Source organism: Streptomyces palmae (assembly GCF_004684805.1).
Lineage (GTDB): Bacteria > Actinomycetota > Actinomycetes > Streptomycetales > Streptomycetaceae > Streptomyces > Streptomyces palmae.
Window position 1 is genome coordinate 1 of record NZ_SRID01000109.1, and the last position, 17978, is coordinate 17978.

Annotated in this window: 20 protein-coding genes, 1 tRNA gene and 3 pseudogenes; 14 read left to right on the forward strand and 10 right to left on the reverse strand. The window is 69.0% G+C overall.

Annotated elements, in window-relative coordinates:
* Positions 1 to 320 (forward strand): hypothetical protein (locus tag E4099_RS33625; RefSeq protein ID WP_209446615.1); only part of this gene is annotated, 320 nt, incomplete at its 5' end.
* 194 nt (positions 321 to 514) lie between these two features.
* Positions 515 to 1636, forward strand: a complete 1122-nt coding sequence (locus E4099_RS14095; RefSeq protein WP_245244823.1) for a lysylphosphatidylglycerol synthase transmembrane domain-containing protein — start codon at positions 515 to 517, stop codon at positions 1634 to 1636.
* Positions 1637 to 1748: 112 nt separating this feature from the next.
* Here the strand turns inward: E4099_RS14095 and E4099_RS14100 are convergent, their stop codons facing one another.
* A complete protein-coding gene (locus E4099_RS14100; protein ID WP_135339388.1) occupies positions 1749 to 2279 on the reverse strand; it encodes an SRPBCC domain-containing protein in 531 nt (176 codons plus the stop codon).
* Positions 2280 to 2420: 141 nt separating this feature from the next.
* Here E4099_RS14100 and E4099_RS14105 point away from each other — a divergent pair, with 141 nt between their 5' ends.
* Complete coding sequence (locus tag E4099_RS14105) at positions 2421 to 2828, forward strand: winged helix-turn-helix transcriptional regulator (RefSeq protein WP_135339389.1); 408 nt, start codon at positions 2421 to 2423, stop codon at positions 2826 to 2828.
* Between the two features lie 391 nt (positions 2829 to 3219).
* Positions 3220 to 3822 (forward strand): hypothetical protein, encoded by a 603-nt coding sequence (locus E4099_RS14110; RefSeq protein ID WP_135339390.1) that lies wholly within the window; start codon positions 3220 to 3222, stop codon positions 3820 to 3822.
* 118 nt (positions 3823 to 3940) lie between these two features.
* Here E4099_RS14110 and E4099_RS34180 read toward each other — a convergent pair.
* Positions 3941 to 4198, reverse strand: a pseudogene (locus E4099_RS34180) (hypothetical protein); the annotation flags it as partial.
* Positions 4199 to 4321: 123 nt separating this feature from the next.
* On the opposite strand from E4099_RS34180, the gene E4099_RS14120 reads away from it, so the two are divergent.
* On the forward strand, positions 4322 to 4642 hold the full coding sequence (locus E4099_RS14120; RefSeq protein ID WP_135339391.1) for a hypothetical protein: 321 nt from the start codon (positions 4322 to 4324) through the stop codon (positions 4640 to 4642).
* Here E4099_RS14120 and E4099_RS35185 read toward each other — a convergent pair.
* Both E4099_RS35185 and E4099_RS14130 read right to left on the reverse strand, forming a co-directional pair.
* Positions 4637 to 5016 (reverse strand): annotated as a pseudogene (locus E4099_RS35185) (transposase). The gene E4099_RS14120 and the pseudogene E4099_RS35185 overlap by 6 nt on opposite strands.
* A gap of 52 nt (positions 5017 to 5068) precedes the next feature.
* The gene (locus E4099_RS14130) at positions 5069 to 6433 is read right to left on the reverse strand and encodes a cytochrome P450 (RefSeq protein WP_135339392.1); all 1365 of its coding nucleotides are present in this window, start codon (positions 6431 to 6433) and stop codon (positions 5069 to 5071) included.
* Positions 6434 to 6781: 348 nt separating this feature from the next.
* Between E4099_RS14130 and E4099_RS14135 the strand changes: the two genes are divergently transcribed.
* On the forward strand, positions 6782 to 7714 hold the full coding sequence (locus E4099_RS14135) for a site-specific integrase (protein WP_245244825.1): 933 nt from the start codon (positions 6782 to 6784) through the stop codon (positions 7712 to 7714).
* A 154-nt stretch (positions 7715 to 7868) separates the two neighbouring features.
* On the opposite strand, the gene E4099_RS14145 is transcribed toward E4099_RS14135, so the two are convergent.
* The gene (locus E4099_RS14145) at positions 7869 to 9662 is read right to left on the reverse strand and encodes an alpha/beta fold hydrolase (protein WP_135339393.1); all 1794 of its coding nucleotides are present in this window, start codon (positions 9660 to 9662) and stop codon (positions 7869 to 7871) included.
* Positions 9659 to 10258, reverse strand: coding sequence for a TetR/AcrR family transcriptional regulator (locus tag E4099_RS14150; RefSeq protein WP_209446616.1), 600 nt, complete (start codon positions 10256 to 10258; stop codon positions 9659 to 9661). Before E4099_RS14150 ends, E4099_RS14145 begins: the two co-directional genes overlap by 4 nt.
* 314 nt (positions 10259 to 10572) lie before the next feature.
* On the opposite strand from E4099_RS14150, the gene E4099_RS14155 reads away from it, so the two are divergent.
* Complete coding sequence (locus tag E4099_RS14155; protein ID WP_245244827.1) at positions 10573 to 10773, forward strand: helix-turn-helix transcriptional regulator; 201 nt, start codon at positions 10573 to 10575, stop codon at positions 10771 to 10773.
* 438 nt (positions 10774 to 11211) lie between these two features.
* A complete protein-coding gene (locus tag E4099_RS35190) occupies positions 11212 to 11430 on the forward strand; it encodes a TetR-type transcription factor C-terminal domain-containing protein (protein ID WP_167828377.1) in 219 nt (72 codons plus the stop codon).
* A gap of 154 nt (positions 11431 to 11584) precedes the next feature.
* Here E4099_RS35190 and E4099_RS14165 read toward each other — a convergent pair whose 3' ends face one another.
* Together E4099_RS14165 and E4099_RS14170 are read right to left on the reverse strand one after the other, a co-directional pair.
* Complete coding sequence (locus E4099_RS14165; RefSeq protein ID WP_135339394.1) at positions 11585 to 12592, reverse strand: hypothetical protein; 1008 nt, start codon at positions 12590 to 12592, stop codon at positions 11585 to 11587.
* Between the two features lie 34 nt (positions 12593 to 12626).
* Entirely contained in the window at positions 12627 to 13163 is a 537-nt protein-coding gene (locus E4099_RS14170; protein ID WP_135339395.1) for an SRPBCC family protein, read from the reverse strand.
* 43 nt (positions 13164 to 13206) lie between these two features.
* On the opposite strand from E4099_RS14170, the gene E4099_RS14175 reads away from it, so the two are divergent.
* Positions 13207 to 13644, forward strand: a complete 438-nt coding sequence (locus tag E4099_RS14175) for a TetR/AcrR family transcriptional regulator (protein WP_342451921.1) — start codon at positions 13207 to 13209, stop codon at positions 13642 to 13644.
* A gap of 232 nt (positions 13645 to 13876) precedes the next feature.
* On the opposite strand, the gene E4099_RS14180 is transcribed toward E4099_RS14175, so the two are convergent.
* A complete protein-coding gene (locus tag E4099_RS14180) occupies positions 13877 to 14506 on the reverse strand; it encodes a TetR/AcrR family transcriptional regulator (protein ID WP_135339396.1) in 630 nt (209 codons plus the stop codon).
* Between the two features lie 87 nt (positions 14507 to 14593).
* Between E4099_RS14180 and E4099_RS14185 the strand changes: the two genes are divergently transcribed.
* From E4099_RS14185 to E4099_RS35195, 4 genes and pseudogenes are all read left to right on the forward strand, one after another.
* Positions 14594 to 14932, forward strand: coding sequence for an antibiotic biosynthesis monooxygenase family protein (locus tag E4099_RS14185; protein WP_135339397.1), 339 nt, complete (start codon positions 14594 to 14596; stop codon positions 14930 to 14932).
* Between the two features lie 56 nt (positions 14933 to 14988).
* Positions 14989 to 15666: a DUF2867 domain-containing protein gene (locus tag E4099_RS14190; RefSeq protein WP_135339398.1), complete on the forward strand. Its 678-nt coding sequence runs from the start codon at positions 14989 to 14991 to the stop codon at positions 15664 to 15666.
* 162 nt (positions 15667 to 15828) lie between these two features.
* Positions 15829 to 16197 (forward strand): hypothetical protein, encoded by a 369-nt coding sequence (locus E4099_RS14195; RefSeq protein WP_245244829.1) that lies wholly within the window; start codon positions 15829 to 15831, stop codon positions 16195 to 16197.
* Between the two features lie 424 nt (positions 16198 to 16621).
* A pseudogene (locus tag E4099_RS35195) lies at positions 16622 to 16867 on the forward strand (site-specific integrase); the annotation flags it as partial.
* A 312-nt stretch (positions 16868 to 17179) separates the two neighbouring features.
* Here E4099_RS35195 and E4099_RS14205 read toward each other — a convergent pair.
* Positions 17180 to 17256, reverse strand: a tRNA-Pro gene (locus E4099_RS14205).
* 171 nt (positions 17257 to 17427) lie between these two features.
* Here E4099_RS14205 and E4099_RS14210 point away from each other — a divergent pair.
* On the forward strand, positions 17428 to 17721 hold the full coding sequence (locus E4099_RS14210; RefSeq protein ID WP_209446617.1) for a YiaA/YiaB family inner membrane protein: 294 nt from the start codon (positions 17428 to 17430) through the stop codon (positions 17719 to 17721).
* Positions 17722 to 17978 lie beyond the last annotated feature (257 nt).

Genomic DNA, 17978 nt, shown 5'->3' on the forward strand with positions numbered 1-17978 from the left:
CTACCCACCATCCCCCGTGCCCGCCCCTGGCCGCACCTCACGAGGTCCCGGCGCCATGTCTCCGCGGCGCCCGCGTCGGCACCGGCCTGGGCGAGGGGCACGTAGATGACGTTCTCGACAGCGGCCGGGTGACGAAGCCGGGCCCTGCGCTCGCGGTGGTTCCGTTCGGGGCAGCGGTGGTGGCCACCGTCGGGAAGGGTGGCGAGTGTGCCGACCAGGTCATCGCCGGGGCGGCGCCCGCGGCCTGGCCGAGCCCCCGGATGGCGCAGGTCCTCCACCAGCCGGAGGAGTGGGCCTGCCGCAGCGCCGGTACGGCCTGATGATGTGCTGGTGGGAACAGTGTTTCGGGCAGGAGGAGAGCACTGGACGGCGGCGGCCCTCCCCAGGCTCCGGAAGGAGTCGGCGCCCCTCCGGCCCGGCCGGCGGCCCGGTCGGCCTGTACCTCCTGGCGGGCCGCGGGCCCCTCGACACCACCCGGTCCTGACGCGGTGCTACGCATCGGGGGTGACGACCGGTGCCTGAGCGGCCGGAATCCGCGGCAGCCGGGCGCGAGGAGTGGGAAGCCCGTCGTCGTGTGCGGCCGGGGCCGCTGTGGTGGCTTGGCGCCGGCCTGCTGGTGGGGGCCGCGGTCCTGGTGGCTGTCTGGCGGCGGCACGAATTCGCGCAGGCGTTCAACCTCATCTCCCGGGTGCGTGTGCCGCAGCTGGCGGTTGCCGTGGCGTGCGAGGCGCTGTCGTTGGTGTGCTTCGCCGCTGTGCCCCGTCGACTGCTGCTGGCGAGCGGGGTGCGGTGGAGTCTGCGGCGGATGACCGCCATCGCGGTGGCCGCCAATGCCGTGGCCGGCGCACTGCCGGGCGGGGCGGCCTTCGCCACCGCATGGGTGTACCGGCAGCTGAGCCGACGGGGAGTGGAACCGATGCTCGCGGCTGCCGTGCTGGTGGTTGCGGGGGCGCTCTCGGCGCTGGGCCTGGCGATCCTGATCGTATCGGGGCTGTTGACGGTCGGTACGGCCGGTGCCGCTGCCGTGGTGCGTCCGCTCGCCGGAATCCTTGCGCTGGCGCTGGTGATCGGTCTGGTGGTCTTCAGCCTGTCCCGCTTCGCGGGTTTCCGCACAATTGTGCGACGAACCTGGGTCCGCGCGGGCGAGCGGTTCAGGCAGCTACGGCGAGCCCAGACGCTGCTGGTGCGCGTTGTGGAACAAGCCAGGAACCTGCAGCCCGGCTTCCGGCCATGGCTGAGACCAGCCGCGTACGCCCTGCTGAACTGGGTCTTCGACGCCGCCTGCCTGACAGCCTGCCTATGGGCGCTGGACATCGGCGTGCCCTGGCGCGGGATCCTGCTCGCGTACGCGCTCACGCAGATCCCCGGCAGCCTGCGTCTGACGCCCGGCAGCATCGGGGTGGTCGAGGCGAGCCTGTCCGCACTGCTGGTGCTCTACGGCCTGTCTCCCGGAGCGGCGATCGCCGGGGCGCTGCTGTACCGGGCCATCAGCTACTGGGCACTTCAGCCGGTCGGCTGGGCGATCTGGATCCGCCTGACCTTCCAGGCCGATCGGCCCTCCCCTCCTCCCGGGCTCCGGACGGACCACGGCACACCCCGACCGGACCAGCGACCTCCCCATGAGCCGGGGACCTGACGGCTGCGCCACGCCGGGCCACCGACGGTCGGGCCGACGTTCGGGTCTGCCTGCCCATGCGAAGGATCTCCAGCGCGATTCGGTGCGGTGGCATGGCAGCGGGCACACGGTTTCACGTCGGTCGCAGCGCTGCCGCGAGACCGTTCAACCGCAGCCTGGTGGCTCCTCGCAGGTGGGGAAGGTCGTCGTCCGGCGACGCGGACGGGGTCAGGAAGGCCGCTTGCTCGGTCCACCGCAGACGAGTGCCGTCGGCCTCCGGGCGCAGTTCGACAGTCACCAGCGAGACCCACCGCGGGAGGTCGTCCACGCGTGCCGTGTACGTGTAGACGATCCTCGAGCCCGACACGATGTCCAGGTACCTGGATGAGTAGGCGAGTCGCTCCGGCGCGGCGCCCGCAACCGTGAACACACTGGACGCGGTCTCGCCGCCGTTCACCGTGAAGTCGTGGTCGTACGACACCTGGCGGCCCGGCAGCTTGAACCACCGGCGCCGCACCGGGGTGTCGGCGAAGGCCCCGAAGACCGTTCCCGGGGAATCGGCCAGGTGGAAATCCACGGTGAAGGTGTCGTGCCGCACCCCCTGGACCGCGTCGTCGACGTGCCCGTCAGCGGACGAATCCGGTGCAGCGGGTCCTAGGAGCATGTTTCCCTCATCTGGCGTAGCAGGGGTTCGGGCGGACGCCCGTTAGTTACTATCCGTATGTAAAGGGGCTGCGGCGACTGCGATCAAGAGCTTGCGCTCACGCACTTTGAAGTCAGCTACGGATGCGAAGGGAACCGGCGTATGGGATCGGCGCTGCGTTCGCAACTGGAGGCCGCGGGGGTCAGTCCCGAGTGCGCGTCGACCATCGAACTCGTGCGGGATGTGCTCGCCCGGGTCGGGGACAAGTGGACCGTCTTGGTCGTCATCACGCTTGCTGACGGGCCGCTGCGCTTCACGACGCTCCACGGGCGGATCGCCGGGGTGTCCCAGCGCATGCTGAGCCAAACGCTGCGATCACTGACCCGTGACGGCCTGGTGACGCGGACGGCCTACGCCGAAGTGCCGCCCCGGGTCGAGTACGAACTCACGCCCTTGGGCCGGTCACTGAGTGACAGCGTCACACACGTCGTGCACTGGGTGCAGGACCACCAGGCCGAGATCGTCCGCAACCGCCAAGAGTTCGACGGAGGCGATCTCCCAACGCCGTGAGACGGTGAGAGATGCCCGACACGGCGACACGGTCAGTGATCCTTTCAGGGCGGAACGGGGAAGTAGTGCTGCCGGGCGGCGGGCCGGGCGGAGCGGACGACGAAACCGCAGCCCGGCCGGACGGCCCGCGGCAGCCAGGACGCGAGACGCAGGCCGGACAGAGCACTGACTCTCAGTAGGTCCGCTGCCGGTGGATAGCTGATTCGACAACCGAATCAACAGCCGTGGGACGACAGACAGGTGTGCTCCGGAAAGCAACAGGTCGAACATGCGGCCGACCAGGAGCTGTGTAAACCTTGGGTACAGCACCAACTGCTGTGCTGTGGAACGTCGATTCCTCCCATCGATGGAATCGCCAACCTCTCGTCTCGAGCGGAGAGGAAATCTTCGAATGCCAACCTTCGAGAATGAAGTCACGCAACCTCAAGAGACAGCGATCCATGGAATATCGGATGGAGCTGACGCAATTGCCGTCTTCGGCCAGGGTTCGGCTGTCGGAATCCGGGGCGACGGAGGCAGCTGGCACGGGGTGGCCGGAATAAGCACGAGTACGACTGGTGGCGCCGGGGTCAACGGCACAGGAAACATCGGCGTACAGGGAATCGGCTCCACCTGGGTGGGCGTCTACGGCGAGACCCAAGCTCAGCCAGGTCCGGGCTCGTCCGGTGTATGGGGCGACGGAAAAGACGGCGGAGACGGGGTCAAGGGTCTGGCGAACGGCCCGGGGAAGGCCGGAGTCATCGGCGTTCACCTCTCGAACAGGGGCCCCGGCGTCTTCGGGATGGGCGCTCCGGCCGGCCACTTCGTGGGAAACGTCGAAGTCACAGGAGGCCTGGAGGTCAACGGGTTCTCCGTGTCGGACCAGCTGCAGAATGTGGCCGATCTCGAACAGCGAGTCAACACGCTGAGCGATACCGTCAACCAACTGTCCGATACGGTCACACAGCAACAGAACACTATTAACTTCCTCGTCTCGCGTGTTGGCTCCATGTGACGCTGCCCCCACCGAAAACCTCATCCGGGGCTTGGACCTGCGCGTCCTCATGAATGGCCACGGGTGCCCGCATGAGCGTGCCGATCTGGTGGCTCGCGCCGCTGAGACCGGCGCACCTTGAGCGGAAGTCGTCCTCGCGTAGACCGATTCGCGGGTTGACGTGGTGCAGAAGCCCAGGCCCGGCGTGGTGGTCGGTCACGTATGCCTGGTCGAGATCGCTCTGTTCGTCGTCCACCCAGGCGAAGGGACGGCCCTTGGCGTAGTCCACCAGGGGACCGGTCTTCCAGTGGACCCCTTCAGGGCGGTCCTGGAACAACACGTCGCCGAAGTCGACGAAGGGGAGGCCAGGAAGGCCGAGCACCGGGGCGATCCACCGGTAACATCGGCTGCGCGAGCACCTCGGCCCTCTTCTCGCGGTCCGGCCCCGCAGACGGTTCCGTAAGAACACCGTGCTCGAACACGGTCTGCACGGCAAGGCTCGCAACCTTCCCCCGCAGGCGTGCTGTTCTCGGCTGGCACTCTGGTGTTGTCCGGGCTGTCGCCGTTCGGTACCGGCCCGGCCAAGGCCCTGAGCAAGGAGGCCGCCAGCCGTCGGCCAAACCACCGCGGGCGTGCTCCTCGGCCTGCTGGTCTCGGCGACTATCCGGCCTCGCTCGACCTCGGCATCGCCCTACTGTATGCCGCGCTCGCCGCCCAGACCCCACCTCATGACGGCACGGTACCCGGGATCACACAGCGGTTCAGTCGTCGAGCGTCGCACCAGAAGGCCTTCCGCGGCGCGATGCGTGTGTGGGGCCTGGTCCTGTCCGGCAGATCATGATCGGAGCCATAACCAGACCGCTGCTGCGGTCACGGTGCCGTGGAAGACGGAGGCCCGCTTGTCGTAACGGGTCGCGACCGCACGGGAGTTCTTCAGTCGGCTGATGGTCCGCTCGGCCTCGTTGCGTCTCCGGTAGTGGTCGCGCTCGAAGCCCGTGCCGTCCGCCGACCAGCGGCGATGCCTCTCGTAGACGGTCTTCCACGAGCCGTAGCGTTCCGGCGCAGGTCACGCCACGGGACGCCGTTCCGATCCGGAACAGGATCCCGTTGACCACGGTTCGATGGTCGTTCCACCGACCGCCCCTGCCTGCCCGAAGGCGGCAGGGGCGGCTCCAGAAGAGACCACTCGCGATTCGTCAGATCCCCCCGACCCATGACCGAACCAACAAGCGGCCGGTCGGAAAGTCCCATGATCCCCGGACAGTGCCTAGTGCGGTGCGCCGCCTGCCCGGTCGATGGTGTGCATCCTCAAATGCTTGGGACGCAGGGTGCTGCTGAGCTGGGGACGGCTGTCGGTTCCGGCGGCAGGGCGGAGTTTCCAGCGTGCGGCGATGGTGGCCAGAGCGAGAACGACCTGGGTCAGGCCGAACTGATCACCCATGCACTTGCGGGCACCGCCGCCGAAGGCGAAGAAGGAGTCTCGTTCTGGTGACCTGCCTGCGGTGGCGGCCCACCTGCCAGGGTCGAAGCGCCCGGGGTCCGAGCATGTGTCGGGCCGATGGTGGATGAGATAGGGGCTGTAGGCGATCGTGGTGCCGATGGGGACGCAACAGCCGCCGAGACGGGTGTCACGGGTGGCGGTCCGGGTCATGAGCGGCACCGGCGGATAGAGGCGGAGCGTCTCCCTCACGATGCCTCCGGCCAGTGGAAGCTTGGGGATGTCCTGGTAGGTGGCGGGACGTCCGCCCACAACCGCGTCGACTTCCGCGTGCAGACGTTCTTCAACGCCTCGATTGCGCGACAGGAGGTACAGGGACCAGGCCAGCGTGGTGGCAGCCGTCTCGACGCCGGCCATGAAGAAGGTGACGGCCTGGTCGGCCAGCTCGATATCCGACAGGCCCGGTCCATCGCCTTCGGGATCGCGAGCGCTGAGCAGGATCGACAGGAGGTCATCACCGCCGCCGTCCTGGGCGACGGCACCCAGACGGCCGCTGACGGCACTGGCGACCGTGTGGCGGAGCCGGCTGTTCGCGCGGTGGTAACGGCGGTTGGCGGTGGTCGGCAGCCGGTCCAGGACAGCGGGTAAGAACATGCGCCGGTAGATGCCGGCGAGCACGACCGTCAGATCGTCCGAGATGTGCGCCATGGTTTCCGGGCGCAGCGTGGTGCTGAACATGGTCGCGAGCAGCACCCTGCTGGTGATCTTCTCCATGTCGGCCGGTACGTCGATGACCTGACCGTCGTTCCAGCACGCGGTGACAGCGTTGACGTGTTCCAGCATGACTTCGGCCTGGTCGGCGAGGCGGACATGATGGAAGGCGGGCTGCGTCAGTCGCCTCTGCCGCCGATGCTGCGCGTGCGGGCACGTCAGAACGCCGTTGCCGAGGACTTCCCTGGCCCGGTCAAAGAAGGCTCCGCCCTTGTCGAAGACACGATCATTGACCAGCACCTGTCGGGTGAGTTCGGGAGTGCAGAGCACAATCGCCCGCTGAGGACCAATCCGGATCTGCACCAGATCACCGTAGGCAGGCAAAGACCTGAGGAAGCCGAGCGGGTTGCGGAACAGCGGGAGGGCATGGCCGACGAGCGGCAGCGCTCCGGGTGCCTCGGGAACGGCAGCCGTTGTTGTCACGGGGCTCCCTCTCTACTCGCTGTGGGTGGGACGAAGCGATTCCGCGATCAGTGCTGCGACGATCTGGCGGCCGGCGACGACACACAGGCCGTGGGCATCCCAGCTGCACGAGGTGATACCCAGCCAGTCCGGCCTACAAGCTGCACGCGTGACCGAATCACTGCTGCGCTCCTGGCCCCTGTGCGACATCCCGTGAGTTCCTCTGAGCCCTGCTGAGTCCTTGCCCCCGTGGTCAGGGCGTTCTGCCTCCTTGGAGTGTTCTTCGATCCAGTGACGTAACAGGATTCTTGAAGCGTTCTCGCTTCGTCCGATCGACCTGCGGTCGGGGTGAAAGCCAGGAGGCTCGGGTTGGCGCTGGCAGCCGTACGCGACCTGCGCGAGTTCCGCGATTCGGTCTCGGCGGAGGAACTGGAGCAGTTCGAGACCGACGTGCTCGCCGGGTTCGTCCTCGCGCGGGCTTCGGCAGGGCTGGCGGACGGCACCATCCGCGGGGACGTCGGGCACCTGGACCAGATGAGGTCCTGGTTCGGCCGGCCGTTGTGGGACATGGAGCCGACTGACGCCGACGGGTACTTCGGGACGGTGCTGCGGGGCTCGCCGAGCGGCACCCGGCTGGCCCGCGCGCAGGCGCTGACCACGTACTTCCTGTTCCTGGAACTGCGGCACAAGGTCGAGATCCATCGGATGACCGGGCGGGTCGTCGAGTGCCCGATCGACGAGATGGACCGCCCGCGGGGATCCAAGGACGCCGCCCTGCGGATCCCGCCGACCGAGCCAGAGATCAAGACACTGTTCACTGGCTGGGGCGGCGAGCTGGCGACCTGCCGCACGTTCGCCCGCACCGCGCGGAACTACACCGCATCGAAGCTGATGTCGCAGGTCGGGCTCAGCGTGAGCGAGGCATGCGAACTCGACCTGGCCGACATCAAGTGGGACCTGGGCCGCTTCGGCAAGCTCCATGTGCGCCACGGCGAAGGGGCCCGGGGATCAGGCCCGCGCGAGCGGATGGTGCCGCTGATCAACGGCGCCGACCGCACGCTGCGGTGGTTCATTGAGGACGTCTGGGGCCAGTTCGACGACGACCCCGGCGGGAGTAGAGCATGGCGTGAACGCGCGGGGTGGTGCGGCCTCGGGCCGCGGCCAGGGCGGCGTCCATCCTGTGTTCGGCGTCATGGGGGCGGTCGGTGTTGTAGGCGGCGAGGGCCCAGAAGGTCAGGGCGTGGGCGTCCAGGGCCGGATCGTCGGCCGCGTGAGCTGCGCGCAGAGCAGTCGATCAGGTAGGCCGCGGTCTGCGCTTCTCGGTTGGAGAGCTCGGGGTTCTCGTGGAGGTGTCGTCGCCACCGGGCCGGGTCGGCAGCTGGGTGGAGGACTGCCTCGTCGATTCGGGCGTGGATTCCCGTATCGCTGTTTGCGACTGAGACCTCGGGCGTCCTGTTCACGCGACCGATCCCTTGAGCAGATCGACGAGGGCATCGCTGTGGGTCAGTTGCGGATGATGCCCGGCACCCGGCACCGAGATCAGCTCCACGTTCGGAAGTGACTCGAGCTGCTCAACCGCGCCCGGGGAGATGGGGTCCTCGCTTCCCGTGATGATACGGACCGGGCCGCTGAATCGCCCAAGCGCTTCCTGCAGTTCGGCACGCCACTGCTCCGATCCCGCAAGAGCGAGTTGCTCGGCCACCCTTTGGGCGCTGCTCCGTTTGAGGTCACTGACGCTGGACTCGAGAGCAGCCGCGCCCGCTTCTGCGCCGGTCAGTTGGCGTGACAGCCGCACAGGGTCGGTGTGTCGCAGATAGGTGCGAACGAGCGGCCGCAGTCTGGCCGTGGCACCGATGGGGGCTTGGAGGAAGAACGGTGCGACCAGCGTGAGGGACTCCACCTGCGCCGGGAACCGGTCAGCAGCGACTACTGCCGCAGCCGCACCGATGGAATGGCCGATGAGGTCGGTCGGTTCGTCTGCCAGCATGGCCGGCAGCCACTGTTCCCAGTCCTGAACGCCGGTACCGTCGCTGAGGCCGAGCCCGGGCAGGTCGACGGCGCGTGCGCCGATTCCCGACGCGACGTCGGCCCATGTGTCTGCGTTCACTGGCAAGCCCGGAAGGATCACCCGGCTGGATCCGGGTACGCCGAGCTCGAATGTCCTCAGGCCACCGGCGGCGACGATTCGACGGCCACCAGCCATGGCGGCACCGAAGCGATGGGCGGCAAGGTGGTCCGCCCATCGTTCGAGAGACACCAGCACGTCGGGCATCTGGATCCCGTGTCGGTCGGCGAATTCGATTGCGGACTCGGTCGGATAGCGGTCGGCGGACAGGAAGGTGAGCGTCTCGGGATCTGCCTTGGTGATCCGCGGCGGGAGCCGCTTGATCACACCGATCGGCATCCGCATGCGCGGGACCTTCGCGCCGAGATGACGGCCGACGTGCGTGAGCAGGTCTGCCAGCGGCGGGGTGTCGTCGTCGAGAACCCAGTAGGCCTGGCCCACCGCTGCCGGGTCGACCGCCGCTGCTGCCATGAACGCCGCCAGGTAGTCGACTGTGACGACCGGGAGGAACGTCGATTCGTTTCCGGGCAGTGCGGCTGCTGTGCCGTCCCAGATCTGCTCGATGGTGGTCGCCAGGCCGATGTGCTGGTCGGACTCTCCAGTCGTGCTGTCGCCGATCACGCTGGACGGGTTGACGATGGTCCAGGAGACTCCGCGCTTCTGGGCTCGGGCCTGGAAGATCGCGTCAGATTCCACCTTTGACGCTTCGTAAGCGCCAAGCTCCTTGTAGACCGCTATGCGGTGGTCGTCGGGCCACGGAATCGCTGACGGGTCTTGCCCGCCGACGCGGTAGCCCGAGACGTGCACGACTCGCTGCAGGTCGGGGAGGTCGGCGGCGAAGTCGATCAGCTTCTCGACGATGCCGACGTTCGCGCTGCGTGCCTCGTGGGCGGTCATCCCAAATCGGTAGGACCCGGCACAGTTGTGGATCTCGGTCACGTCCGCAAAGGCCGCTGGGCCGCCGGCGACAATCTCGGCGGCGTCGAAGTCGACGATTGTCGTACTGATACTCCGTGTCAGGCCATGCTCCCTGAGCCACTGCTCCACACGCGCTCCGGACTCGGCGGTCCGAACCGCCGCAGTGACGTTCGCGCCAGCCGCGGCAAGGGTCAGGACGAGGTGTCGGCCGACCAGTCCCGAAGCCCCGAAGACCAAGGCGTGGCGTGAATCTCCGCGCGGTGTCATCGCGTCCCTCCAACGGTCTGACAGCGCTGATTGATGAGCTCCGCCACGACGTCGGCGGCGGAAACCAGCGGTTGAGTGCTCTGCATGGCGCGCGAAACGATGACCGCCCCCTCAATCGTCGAGACGACAACCGTCGCCAGAGACCGGGCCTCATCCGCGGCGACTCCACTGGCTTCGAGGAACGTCGCCGTCGGCGCGATCCACGACTCGAAGGCGGTCGCGCACGCTTGCCGCAGCCGCTCGCTCTCCGCCCCCATCTCCAGGGTGACCACCGAGACCGGGCATCCCAGCCGGAAGTTGCTCTCACTGACGATGGTCGCCAGGGCCTCGATCGCGCCGCGGGCAGCCTCGGCCGGGCCGCCCGCGGAAACTGCGGCCTCGGCGATCAGCGTCTCGAACCGCCTGGCCGCAAGCTCGACCGCTGCGACGCCCAGGCCCTCCTTCCCCTCAGGGAAGTGGAAGTAGATCGACCCCTTTGGAGCTGCGGCATGTTCGATCACGGCGTTCAGCCCCGTGCCGCTGTAGCCGCTGGTCTGGATGAGTTCGAGCATGGACTCTGCGAGCCGCGCCTTTGTCAGGTCTCCCTTGGATGCCATGCCCCTAGAATAGACCGGTCTACATATTCTGCAATCGAGGCGGAGGCGTCAGCAACGTCATGCCAGCAACATCCAGGTCGCGGTCCCGCCGCCGTCCCCGCACCCGCGGGGGTTGCTCCCCGACCGCGTCCACGTTCACGTACAGCGGGGTGTTGTCCCCGGCCCCGCGGGGGTTGCTCCTCCTCTGCCAGCCCCTCGGGTCCGGCATGGAGGTTGCCCCCGCACCTGCGGGAGTCGCTCTGTCGGCGCGCTGTGGCAGTCCCCCGCCCATCCCCGACCTCCGTGAACCCGCAACCGACGCTCCCTCCGAACTGTTGGCAGGCGGCACCTACACCACCAATGAGCTCGCCCGACTCCGCAAGGTCGGCCCTTCCACGGTGCGCCGCTGGCGCACCGCGAAGCCCCCGCAAGGCCCGCCTTTCATCGCGATGTCCAGTCGGCACATCCTCTACAGCGCCATCGACGTCGACCGGTGGCCGGCCGCCCGTCGCATCGAGCCGGTGAAGGCAGCCTGATGGCGCGGCAAACGCCGCCGACTGGCGTGAAGCTGACGGTCGACGTGGAGTACCACACCGTTTTCCCCCATCCGCATCGGGCGCGGGTGCGCTGGTTCGACCCCGAGACGAAGAAGCGGCTGTCTCGGTCGGGGATGCTGCACCGTCCGCGCCGCCCTGGTCGCCGTGCTCGACACGAGCGGCCCACCAGGAGGGGAAACGACTTTCCTCCGCCGGGCTGAATGGCGCTTGAACCACTCCGGCGCGCTGCCACCCCTGCCAGCCACTCCCCGGCCACGCCTGCAACCTGGTTCAGCTCCGCCCGTAACGTCATGCCCACAAACCCCAGCCGACTCGGACCCGTGGTCGCAGCCAGCACATGGGTGGCATCCGTGCGCCGCCGCTTGCCCGCCTTGACCAGCCCGGCCTCGCCAGCCGCCCGTAGCACCGCCTCCGCACCTGCCGCGCGTCGAGCACGTCGTCGCCCAGGCCCAGGAGACCGGCGCGCTGCCCGCTCGGCACGCCACGCGCATCCTGAGCGAGGGCATCCTCGGCATGAGGGGCTGGATGCACCGGTGGTACCGGCCGGACGTCAGCACCGCCGCCGACGTCGCGGACGCGTTCAAGGACCTCATCGGCCTGGGCGCAGGCATTTCTCATGGCGGCCGAGCGTCATGACGAAGTTCATCCGGTCGTAGTACCCGGCGATCTTCTGGCAAATCCCGTGCACTTCGCAGCCCTTGCCGCAGGGTATGTGGTCACTCGTCACCTGTCCCGCCTTTCCTGCGAGGTGCCCGCGACTTCGGTGCAGACCTGTTCGGTGTGGTCGGCTTCAGTGAGTCGTGACATGGTCGGTCGGCGCCGCGCCCCTCGGTGGCTTGCCCGCGAGTGCCCGCGTACCGGCGCCGAGCACCAGGAGCCCGGCAACCGCCTCCGCACCGTAGACGGCGGCCATGAACGGGGACCCGCGATGGTCGGCGCCGACGAGGTCGCCGATGAGGCCGAGGAACCCGCCCCAGGAGCACGCCGACGCGCTTCCCACCCAGGCCGCCGCCAGGGGCAGCCGCACCCGGTACCCGGAGCGCCCGCGGGCCAGGACGGCCAGACCGCCGGCGGCGGCCGACGACAGCGCCGCTTGGGTGGCCTGGACGACGCGGGCGCCCGAGTCCATGTCGGAGATACGCGCGGCGGTCAGCCCGAATTCGGCGCCGCACGCCCAGGCGAAGCGCGCCAAGGCCGTGGCGGCGAGGAGCCCGGCCGCGACGGCGGCCGCGGTGCGGGCGGCAGGCGGGACGCGGCGGGTGAACGCGCGTACCGGGGCGTTCACGACGCTGCCGTGGCGGTCGTGAACGTATATCGCGAAGGCGCCGAGCAGTGCGGCGCCTTCGACGATGAAGCCACCGTAGACGACGCCGTAGACCCACGGTTGGAGGAAGTCGTCGCCGGCGGACGGGTTCGCGCTGCCGAGCAGCCCGACGACGAGTTGGAACGGGACCGCGAGCATGATGGCCGACAGGAGCCCGGACGCCGTCCACATCGGCAAGGCGACGAGCCAGGTGCGGACGCGGGGACCGCCGGGCCGGGTGAGCCAGTACGCGATCACCTCGGCCGCCGCGTCCATCAGGAACGTCACCAGGTTTACGGCGATCCACGCGGCGGTGCTCAGTCCGCTGCGGTCGATCACGCCGACGTCGACGCAGCAGACCCAGAGCAGCTTGAGACCGAGGTACGGGAGACACGCCACCACGGCCGCGAAGCCGAGACGGCGCCGGAGGCGGGCGTGGCGGCCGGTGTCGACCGAGCCGACGACGGGCCCGGTGGACGCGGATTGGTCGGCCACAGCGAGTGGTCCGCGGCGCGGGGCATCCATGTCTTCAGCCCGTCCGCAGGCTTGTCGGGGCCGATGCATCCACGGACCGACGTGCGGTCCGCGCGCTGAGGTAACGCAGGAGCCGAACATACGCACTCCGCTCGGCACGACCGCCGTCTCCCCGCCCGAAGGCATACCCGGCGCGGTCCAGGCACTCCTCGATCAGCGCGTCGTGCAGCCGGCGGAGGGCCGGCGGCCACGAGAGCCGAGCGCTGCCGTGAAGTCGCATGGCGATGACGTGGCGGAGCACGGTGGCGCCCGGTTCGGCAGGCTGGACGACGAATTCGCGGATCCCCTCGAAGCCGCGCGGGGCCGAGAATCGGAACCGCACCCGCTGTCCGGGCACATAGGCCTCGACGGAATAGCGGATGGGGCCGTGGCCGCCCCGCGAGCCGACGCGCAGACCGCGGTCCAGCACCATCCTCGGCCAGGACCGGCCCCGCCACAGTGGGTCGTCAGCGCTTACCAGACGGTCGGTCAAGGCGCCGACCCGCTCGGATGGCACCTGGATCCGGCGCTCCTGGACGTTCAAGACCGCCATTCGTGCCCCCTGCCAGAATATTGGACGCATCTCTCTAATTGAAATGGAGAGTACCCTCCATTTCACGGCCAGGCCACCTCGCTACGACGAATCGGACTTGCTCGGCTCTGCGGTACGCCTGGCCGCCGCCCTTGGACCGGCCGCGGTGACCATGGCGGCAGTCGCCCGCGAGTGCGGCGCGCCCAGCGGTTGGGTCTACCACCGCCTCCCGCGACGGGCCGTCCTGTTGGCCGAGCTGTGGCTGCGTACCGCCGGCGAGTTCCAGGCGGGCCATTTCGCCGCGCTCGCCTCTGCCCAGAGCCGCACGACGCGGGCGGCGCGGACGCACGCCACGTCGTCGCCTGGAGCCGGGCGAACCCCGAGCAGGCCGCTGTGTTGCTGCACGGAGCCGATGCCTTCGGCCGGGACGGGTGGCCGGAGCCGCATGCCCACCGCCCGGCCGACGCCAACCGGCGGGTTCGCGAGGCGTTGTCGGAGTTGACCGTCCGACTGGATGCCACCGCGCCCGCAGACGTCGAACGTGTCGTGCCGGCGGTCGTCGACTTACCCCCTGGCACCGGTCCGGAGGCATCCGGGGAACGGGACGACCCTGCCCGGGTTCGCCGAGAACCTCGCCCAGGAAGGTGCGGCCGATCTGCTGCGCGGGCACGGACGGATGGTCGACGAGACGTAGCCGCACAGTTCCGCGGGAACACGGAACCGCTGCCGGAACACTAGCCGACCTGTGCGTCAGCGCCGGGTCCACCGGTGGTGGTGACGAGCGCGAGTGCCGCGTCAAGCAGTGCGGAGGTCAGGACGGGGAGCTGATCGGAGGACTCGGACAGCAAGTACAGCCAGGCGAAGACGGGGCCGACCAGCACGGCGTTGAGGATGGCCGCGTCGGGGCGGCTGGTCAGTTCACCACGGGCGATCGCGGCGTCGAGGATCTCCGTCAAGGTCTGGATCTGGGCCCCCCGGTATTGCGTGACGAACCGGGCGAGCAAGCCCGGGTCGGCGTGGATGTCGGCCAGCAGGCCGGGCAGTGCTCCCGGCGGGGCGGAAGCCATGCTGCCGGTGATCTCGGCGAGTACGGCGGCCAGGTCGGCGCGCAGCGAGCCGCGGGCGGGCGGCTCGGCCAGGAACTGGCCCTGGGCGGCGACCTCGAAGATCATTTCCTGTTTGGTGGCGTGGCGGCGGTAGATCGCCGCTTTGCCCACGCCGGCGCGCGCGGCGACCTGGTCCATCGTGAGCCGTGCGTATCCCACCTCGACCAGCAGCTCCCGCACCGCGGAGGCGACGGCCTCATCGACTCGGCTGTCGCGCGGACGGCCCCCGCGGCTTTCGGCTTGCTTTCGCACAGTCATGGGGCCATGATACGGAACCACGGGTACCGGAACTGCGAGTTTCGAAACCCGGCCTGAACCGTGCGGAACCGACAGGAGACAGCCCTGATGAACGCAGGCTTCATCGCCTACCACTATCCGTACGCCGACTACCGCGACGAGTTCGCCCGCCACGTGGCAGGCGTCGCCCGCGTCTTCCGCAACACGCCCGGATGCCTGTCGGCGGACTGCTGGATCACCACCACCCCGGACGGCGAATCGGTCGTCTCCATCGTCCGGACCGAATCCCCGCAAGCGCTGGAGGCGGCCTTCGCCACGCTCCGATCCCCCGAGACGGAGCAGGAACTCGAAGCCGAACTCGGCGCGTCCCCGCCGGGAAGCGTCGACGGCACCAACACGGAGCTCTTCGCACGCCCCCACGTGGTCCACCCGCTCACCGGCCTCTGAGACCGGCCGGACATGCACCTGGGCGCGCCCCGCAGATCGGAAAGGACTGACAGCAGATGCGAATGCCGATATCCGCCCACACCGGACAGCCGTGGCGGATCCACGAGCTCACCCGCGACTTCCGCGTCGACGACGTGTGGGGGTTCCGAACGCCCGGTGCCGGACCCGGCGACTTCCCCGTGATGCTCGCCGCGATGCGCGCGGCGAACGAGGTCGTCAGGCAGCCCGCCGCGACCCGGTTCCTGTTCGCGGCCCGGTGGAAGCTCGGCGCGCTGCTCGGCTGGGACAAGCCCGAGTCGGGTCTCGGCGCGCGGGTCCGCTCCCTGCGCGAGGGCCTTCCACCGGATATGGCCGCGACCCGGAACGGCTACGTCGTCCCGGGCACCCCGATGGCCCAGCTGTACGACCTCGATGACGAGGCAGCGCTGGAACTGGCGAACAAGACCGTACACACCGTGTGCCACCTGGGCTGGGTTCGGGGCGCCGGCGGCGACTACGAGTTGCGCATGGCCGCGCTCGTCAAACCCAACGGCACGTTCGGACGGCTGTACATGGCGTTCATCAAGCCGTTCCGCTACCTCGTCGTCTACCCGGCGCTCACCCGCCGGTGGGAGCGCGCCTGGCGGGACCGGGACAGCCTCGTCCCGAATCGCCTCGACTCGAAGGCCCTCAATTCGAACGCCCTCAGCCCGAACACCGACAACACGGCCCGGGTACCCGATGCCCGCAGCTGACGTCGAGACCAGCGAAACCAGCACGTCCACTGCCCCGAACACCCCCGATCCAGCACCCCGTTGGGCGTTCCGAGCCGCACATGCGACGGCTCTCACCACCGTGCCTCCGGGCTGTGGCGGATCGCCCTGGCCCTCGGCCTTCCGGTCGGTTACAACGACCAGGTGCTTCGCGACGACTTCCATATCCCCGGCTGGGGTGTGGTCTACGTCGTCGGGCTCAGCGTGGTTTCCGAGGCCTTCGCCCTGCTGACGCTCGGCCTGGTCCAGCCCTGGGGCGAGGTGGCGCCGCGCTGGATCCCGATCATCGGCGGCCGGCGCGTCCGCCCCCTCGCCGCCGTCATCCCCGCCGCCCTCGGCTCACTGGCCCTCATCTGCCTCTGGAGCGGCTTGGTGTTCTGGTGGAACGTCGAGGAGCATCCGGCGATGAGCGGACCCTGGCACACCATCGTCGGCATCCTCTACCAGCCCTTGGTCCTCTGGGGCCCGTTGCTTGCGGCCGTGACCGTGTCCTACTACCGCCGCCACCGCTGACCAAGCCGTACCCGGTGGCGATCACGCGGAGTGACCGTCCACCGCTGCCTGTCCACGCTCTCCAGCTCCCTGGGCGACGCCGTCCGTCACCACCGCCTCGCCCACAACCTCGCACGCCCCGCCGTCCTCCTCCGGCCACCGGCAGCCGAGCGTCGCATATGGACACCGGAGGAGGCGGTCCGTTTCCTGCGTTACTGCCACACAGCCGATCCCTCATCGCAGACCTGTGCGAAGTACTCATCGGCACCGGCATGCGCAAAGGAGAAGCACTCACACTCCACTGGAGTGACGTCCACCCGAGGGAGAAGGTTCTTTAGATCCGCTACGCCTCTCCGCCATCAACAACAGCCAACTGGTCATCACCCGACCGAAGACCCGCAGCAGCAAAAGGCTGGGCAGCCCTCTCCCCTGGAGTCACCGCGGCATGCAGCACCAGGCCAAGTCCGCCGCCAGTACCACAACGACCCCGGCGACTACAGGTCCTGTCGACCCGTCACCGATCTGGTCTTCTGCCGCCCCGAACGGCCGCCCACTGCGCCCTCAGACGGTCCTGGACCGCTTCCGCCGCCTATCCGGTGAGGCAGGAGTCCCCCGCATCACCCACTACGACCTCAGACACCTCACCGCCAGCCTCACCATCACCGCCGGCGTCCCCCTCACCGTGGTCTCCCAGACCCTCCGACACTCCACCTTGTCGACCACCGCGAACACCTACGCCCACCTCACCCAGCAAGCCGCCCGCGACGCCACCGACGCCACCCTCACGCTGGCCGAGCGAGGCAGCCGACACCACCAACCGGCGGCACCGCGACCACCACGCCTGGATCCACCACAACCTCAGACCGCTCTACTCCCCCAACACCACCGCCACTTCACCCGGCGTGCCGATCCCGCAGACCTTCCATACGACCACCAAGCCCGCGAACACGGAAAAGGCCGCTCCCACCTCTCGGTGGAAACGGCCTCCGACCTGCGAAAACGCTGGTCGGGACGACAGGATTTGAACCTGCGACCCCTTGACCCCCAGTCAAGTGCGCTACCAAGCTGCGCCACGTCCCGGTGCTTGTTCGGTTCGGGGATTTTTTCCCCTCGCCGACCGCGCATGAGAACAATACCGCACTTCAGGGGGTGCTCGTCCACCTGTGATCGCGGGCGGGGCGGCGCGGGACTCAGGTGGAGCTGAGTAGGAGTACTCATGCGGCCGTGTCATCGGGCGTGCACGCTGTGTGCATGACGACTCCATCCATCCAGCGGCCGACGACCACCGCGTTCTTCGTGCAGGCGGCCATCTCGTTCGGGATCTCCTTGGCGGCGGTGGCGTACGGCATCGCCAAGCTGCCGGTCGGGGCGTGGGAGCGGGGTTTCCTCGCGCTCGGGCTGGTCTTCGTGGTCACGTCCTCCTTCACGCTGGCCAAGTGCGTGCGGGACCGGCAGGAGGTCGAAGAGGTGACCAACCGGGTGGACAAGGCCCGGATCGACAAGCTGCTGATCGAGCAGGACGTCTTCTCCAACGGAGGCGTCTGACCGGTGCGGCCGAGCGGCCCGTCGCCCTGGAGCGCAGGGTGGCGGGCCGCTCGTACGTGCGGATCCAGGTCCCTCGGGTCGACCAGTGCGCCCGGCGGAGCCGCGGGCCGCTCGTGCGCGCGGATTCGGGGGCCGGGGCGAGGTACGGCGGTCAGATGTGCCCGGGGCTTCGCCCAAGGGGTGCCGGAGGCTTCACCCAAGGGGCACTGGGGGCTTCGCCCAGGGGTGGCGGGCCCGGCGCCGGGGGCGAATACGGG

Bases quoted from the DNA above. Each gene is read 5' to 3' on its own strand.
- E4099_RS14100 (WP_135339388.1), bottom strand. From the start codon at position 2,279: ATGCTCCTAGGACCCGCTGCACCGGATTCGTCCGCTGACGGGCACGTC.
- E4099_RS14105 (WP_135339389.1), top strand. From the start codon at position 2,421: ATGGGATCGGCGCTGCGTTCGCAACTGGAGGCCGCGGGGGTCAGTCCC.
- E4099_RS14110 (WP_135339390.1), top strand. From the start codon at position 3,220: ATGCCAACCTTCGAGAATGAAGTCACGCAACCTCAAGAGACAGCGATC.
- E4099_RS14145 (WP_135339393.1), bottom strand. From the start codon at position 9,662: ATGACACCGCGCGGAGATTCACGCCACGCCTTGGTCTTCGGGGCTTCG.
- E4099_RS14150 (WP_209446616.1), bottom strand. From the start codon at position 10,258: ATGGCATCCAAGGGAGACCTGACAAAGGCGCGGCTCGCAGAGTCCATG.
- E4099_RS14170 (WP_135339395.1), bottom strand. From the start codon at position 13,163: ATGGCGGTCTTGAACGTCCAGGAGCGCCGGATCCAGGTGCCATCCGAG.
- E4099_RS14175 (WP_342451921.1), top strand. From the start codon at position 13,207: ATGGAGAGTACCCTCCATTTCACGGCCAGGCCACCTCGCTACGACGAA.
- E4099_RS14180 (WP_135339396.1), bottom strand. From the start codon at position 14,506: ATGACTGTGCGAAAGCAAGCCGAAAGCCGCGGGGGCCGTCCGCGCGAC.
- E4099_RS14185 (WP_135339397.1), top strand. From the start codon at position 14,594: ATGAACGCAGGCTTCATCGCCTACCACTATCCGTACGCCGACTACCGC.
- E4099_RS14190 (WP_135339398.1), top strand. From the start codon at position 14,989: ATGCGAATGCCGATATCCGCCCACACCGGACAGCCGTGGCGGATCCAC.
- E4099_RS14210 (WP_209446617.1), top strand. From the start codon at position 17,428: ATGACGACTCCATCCATCCAGCGGCCGACGACCACCGCGTTCTTCGTG.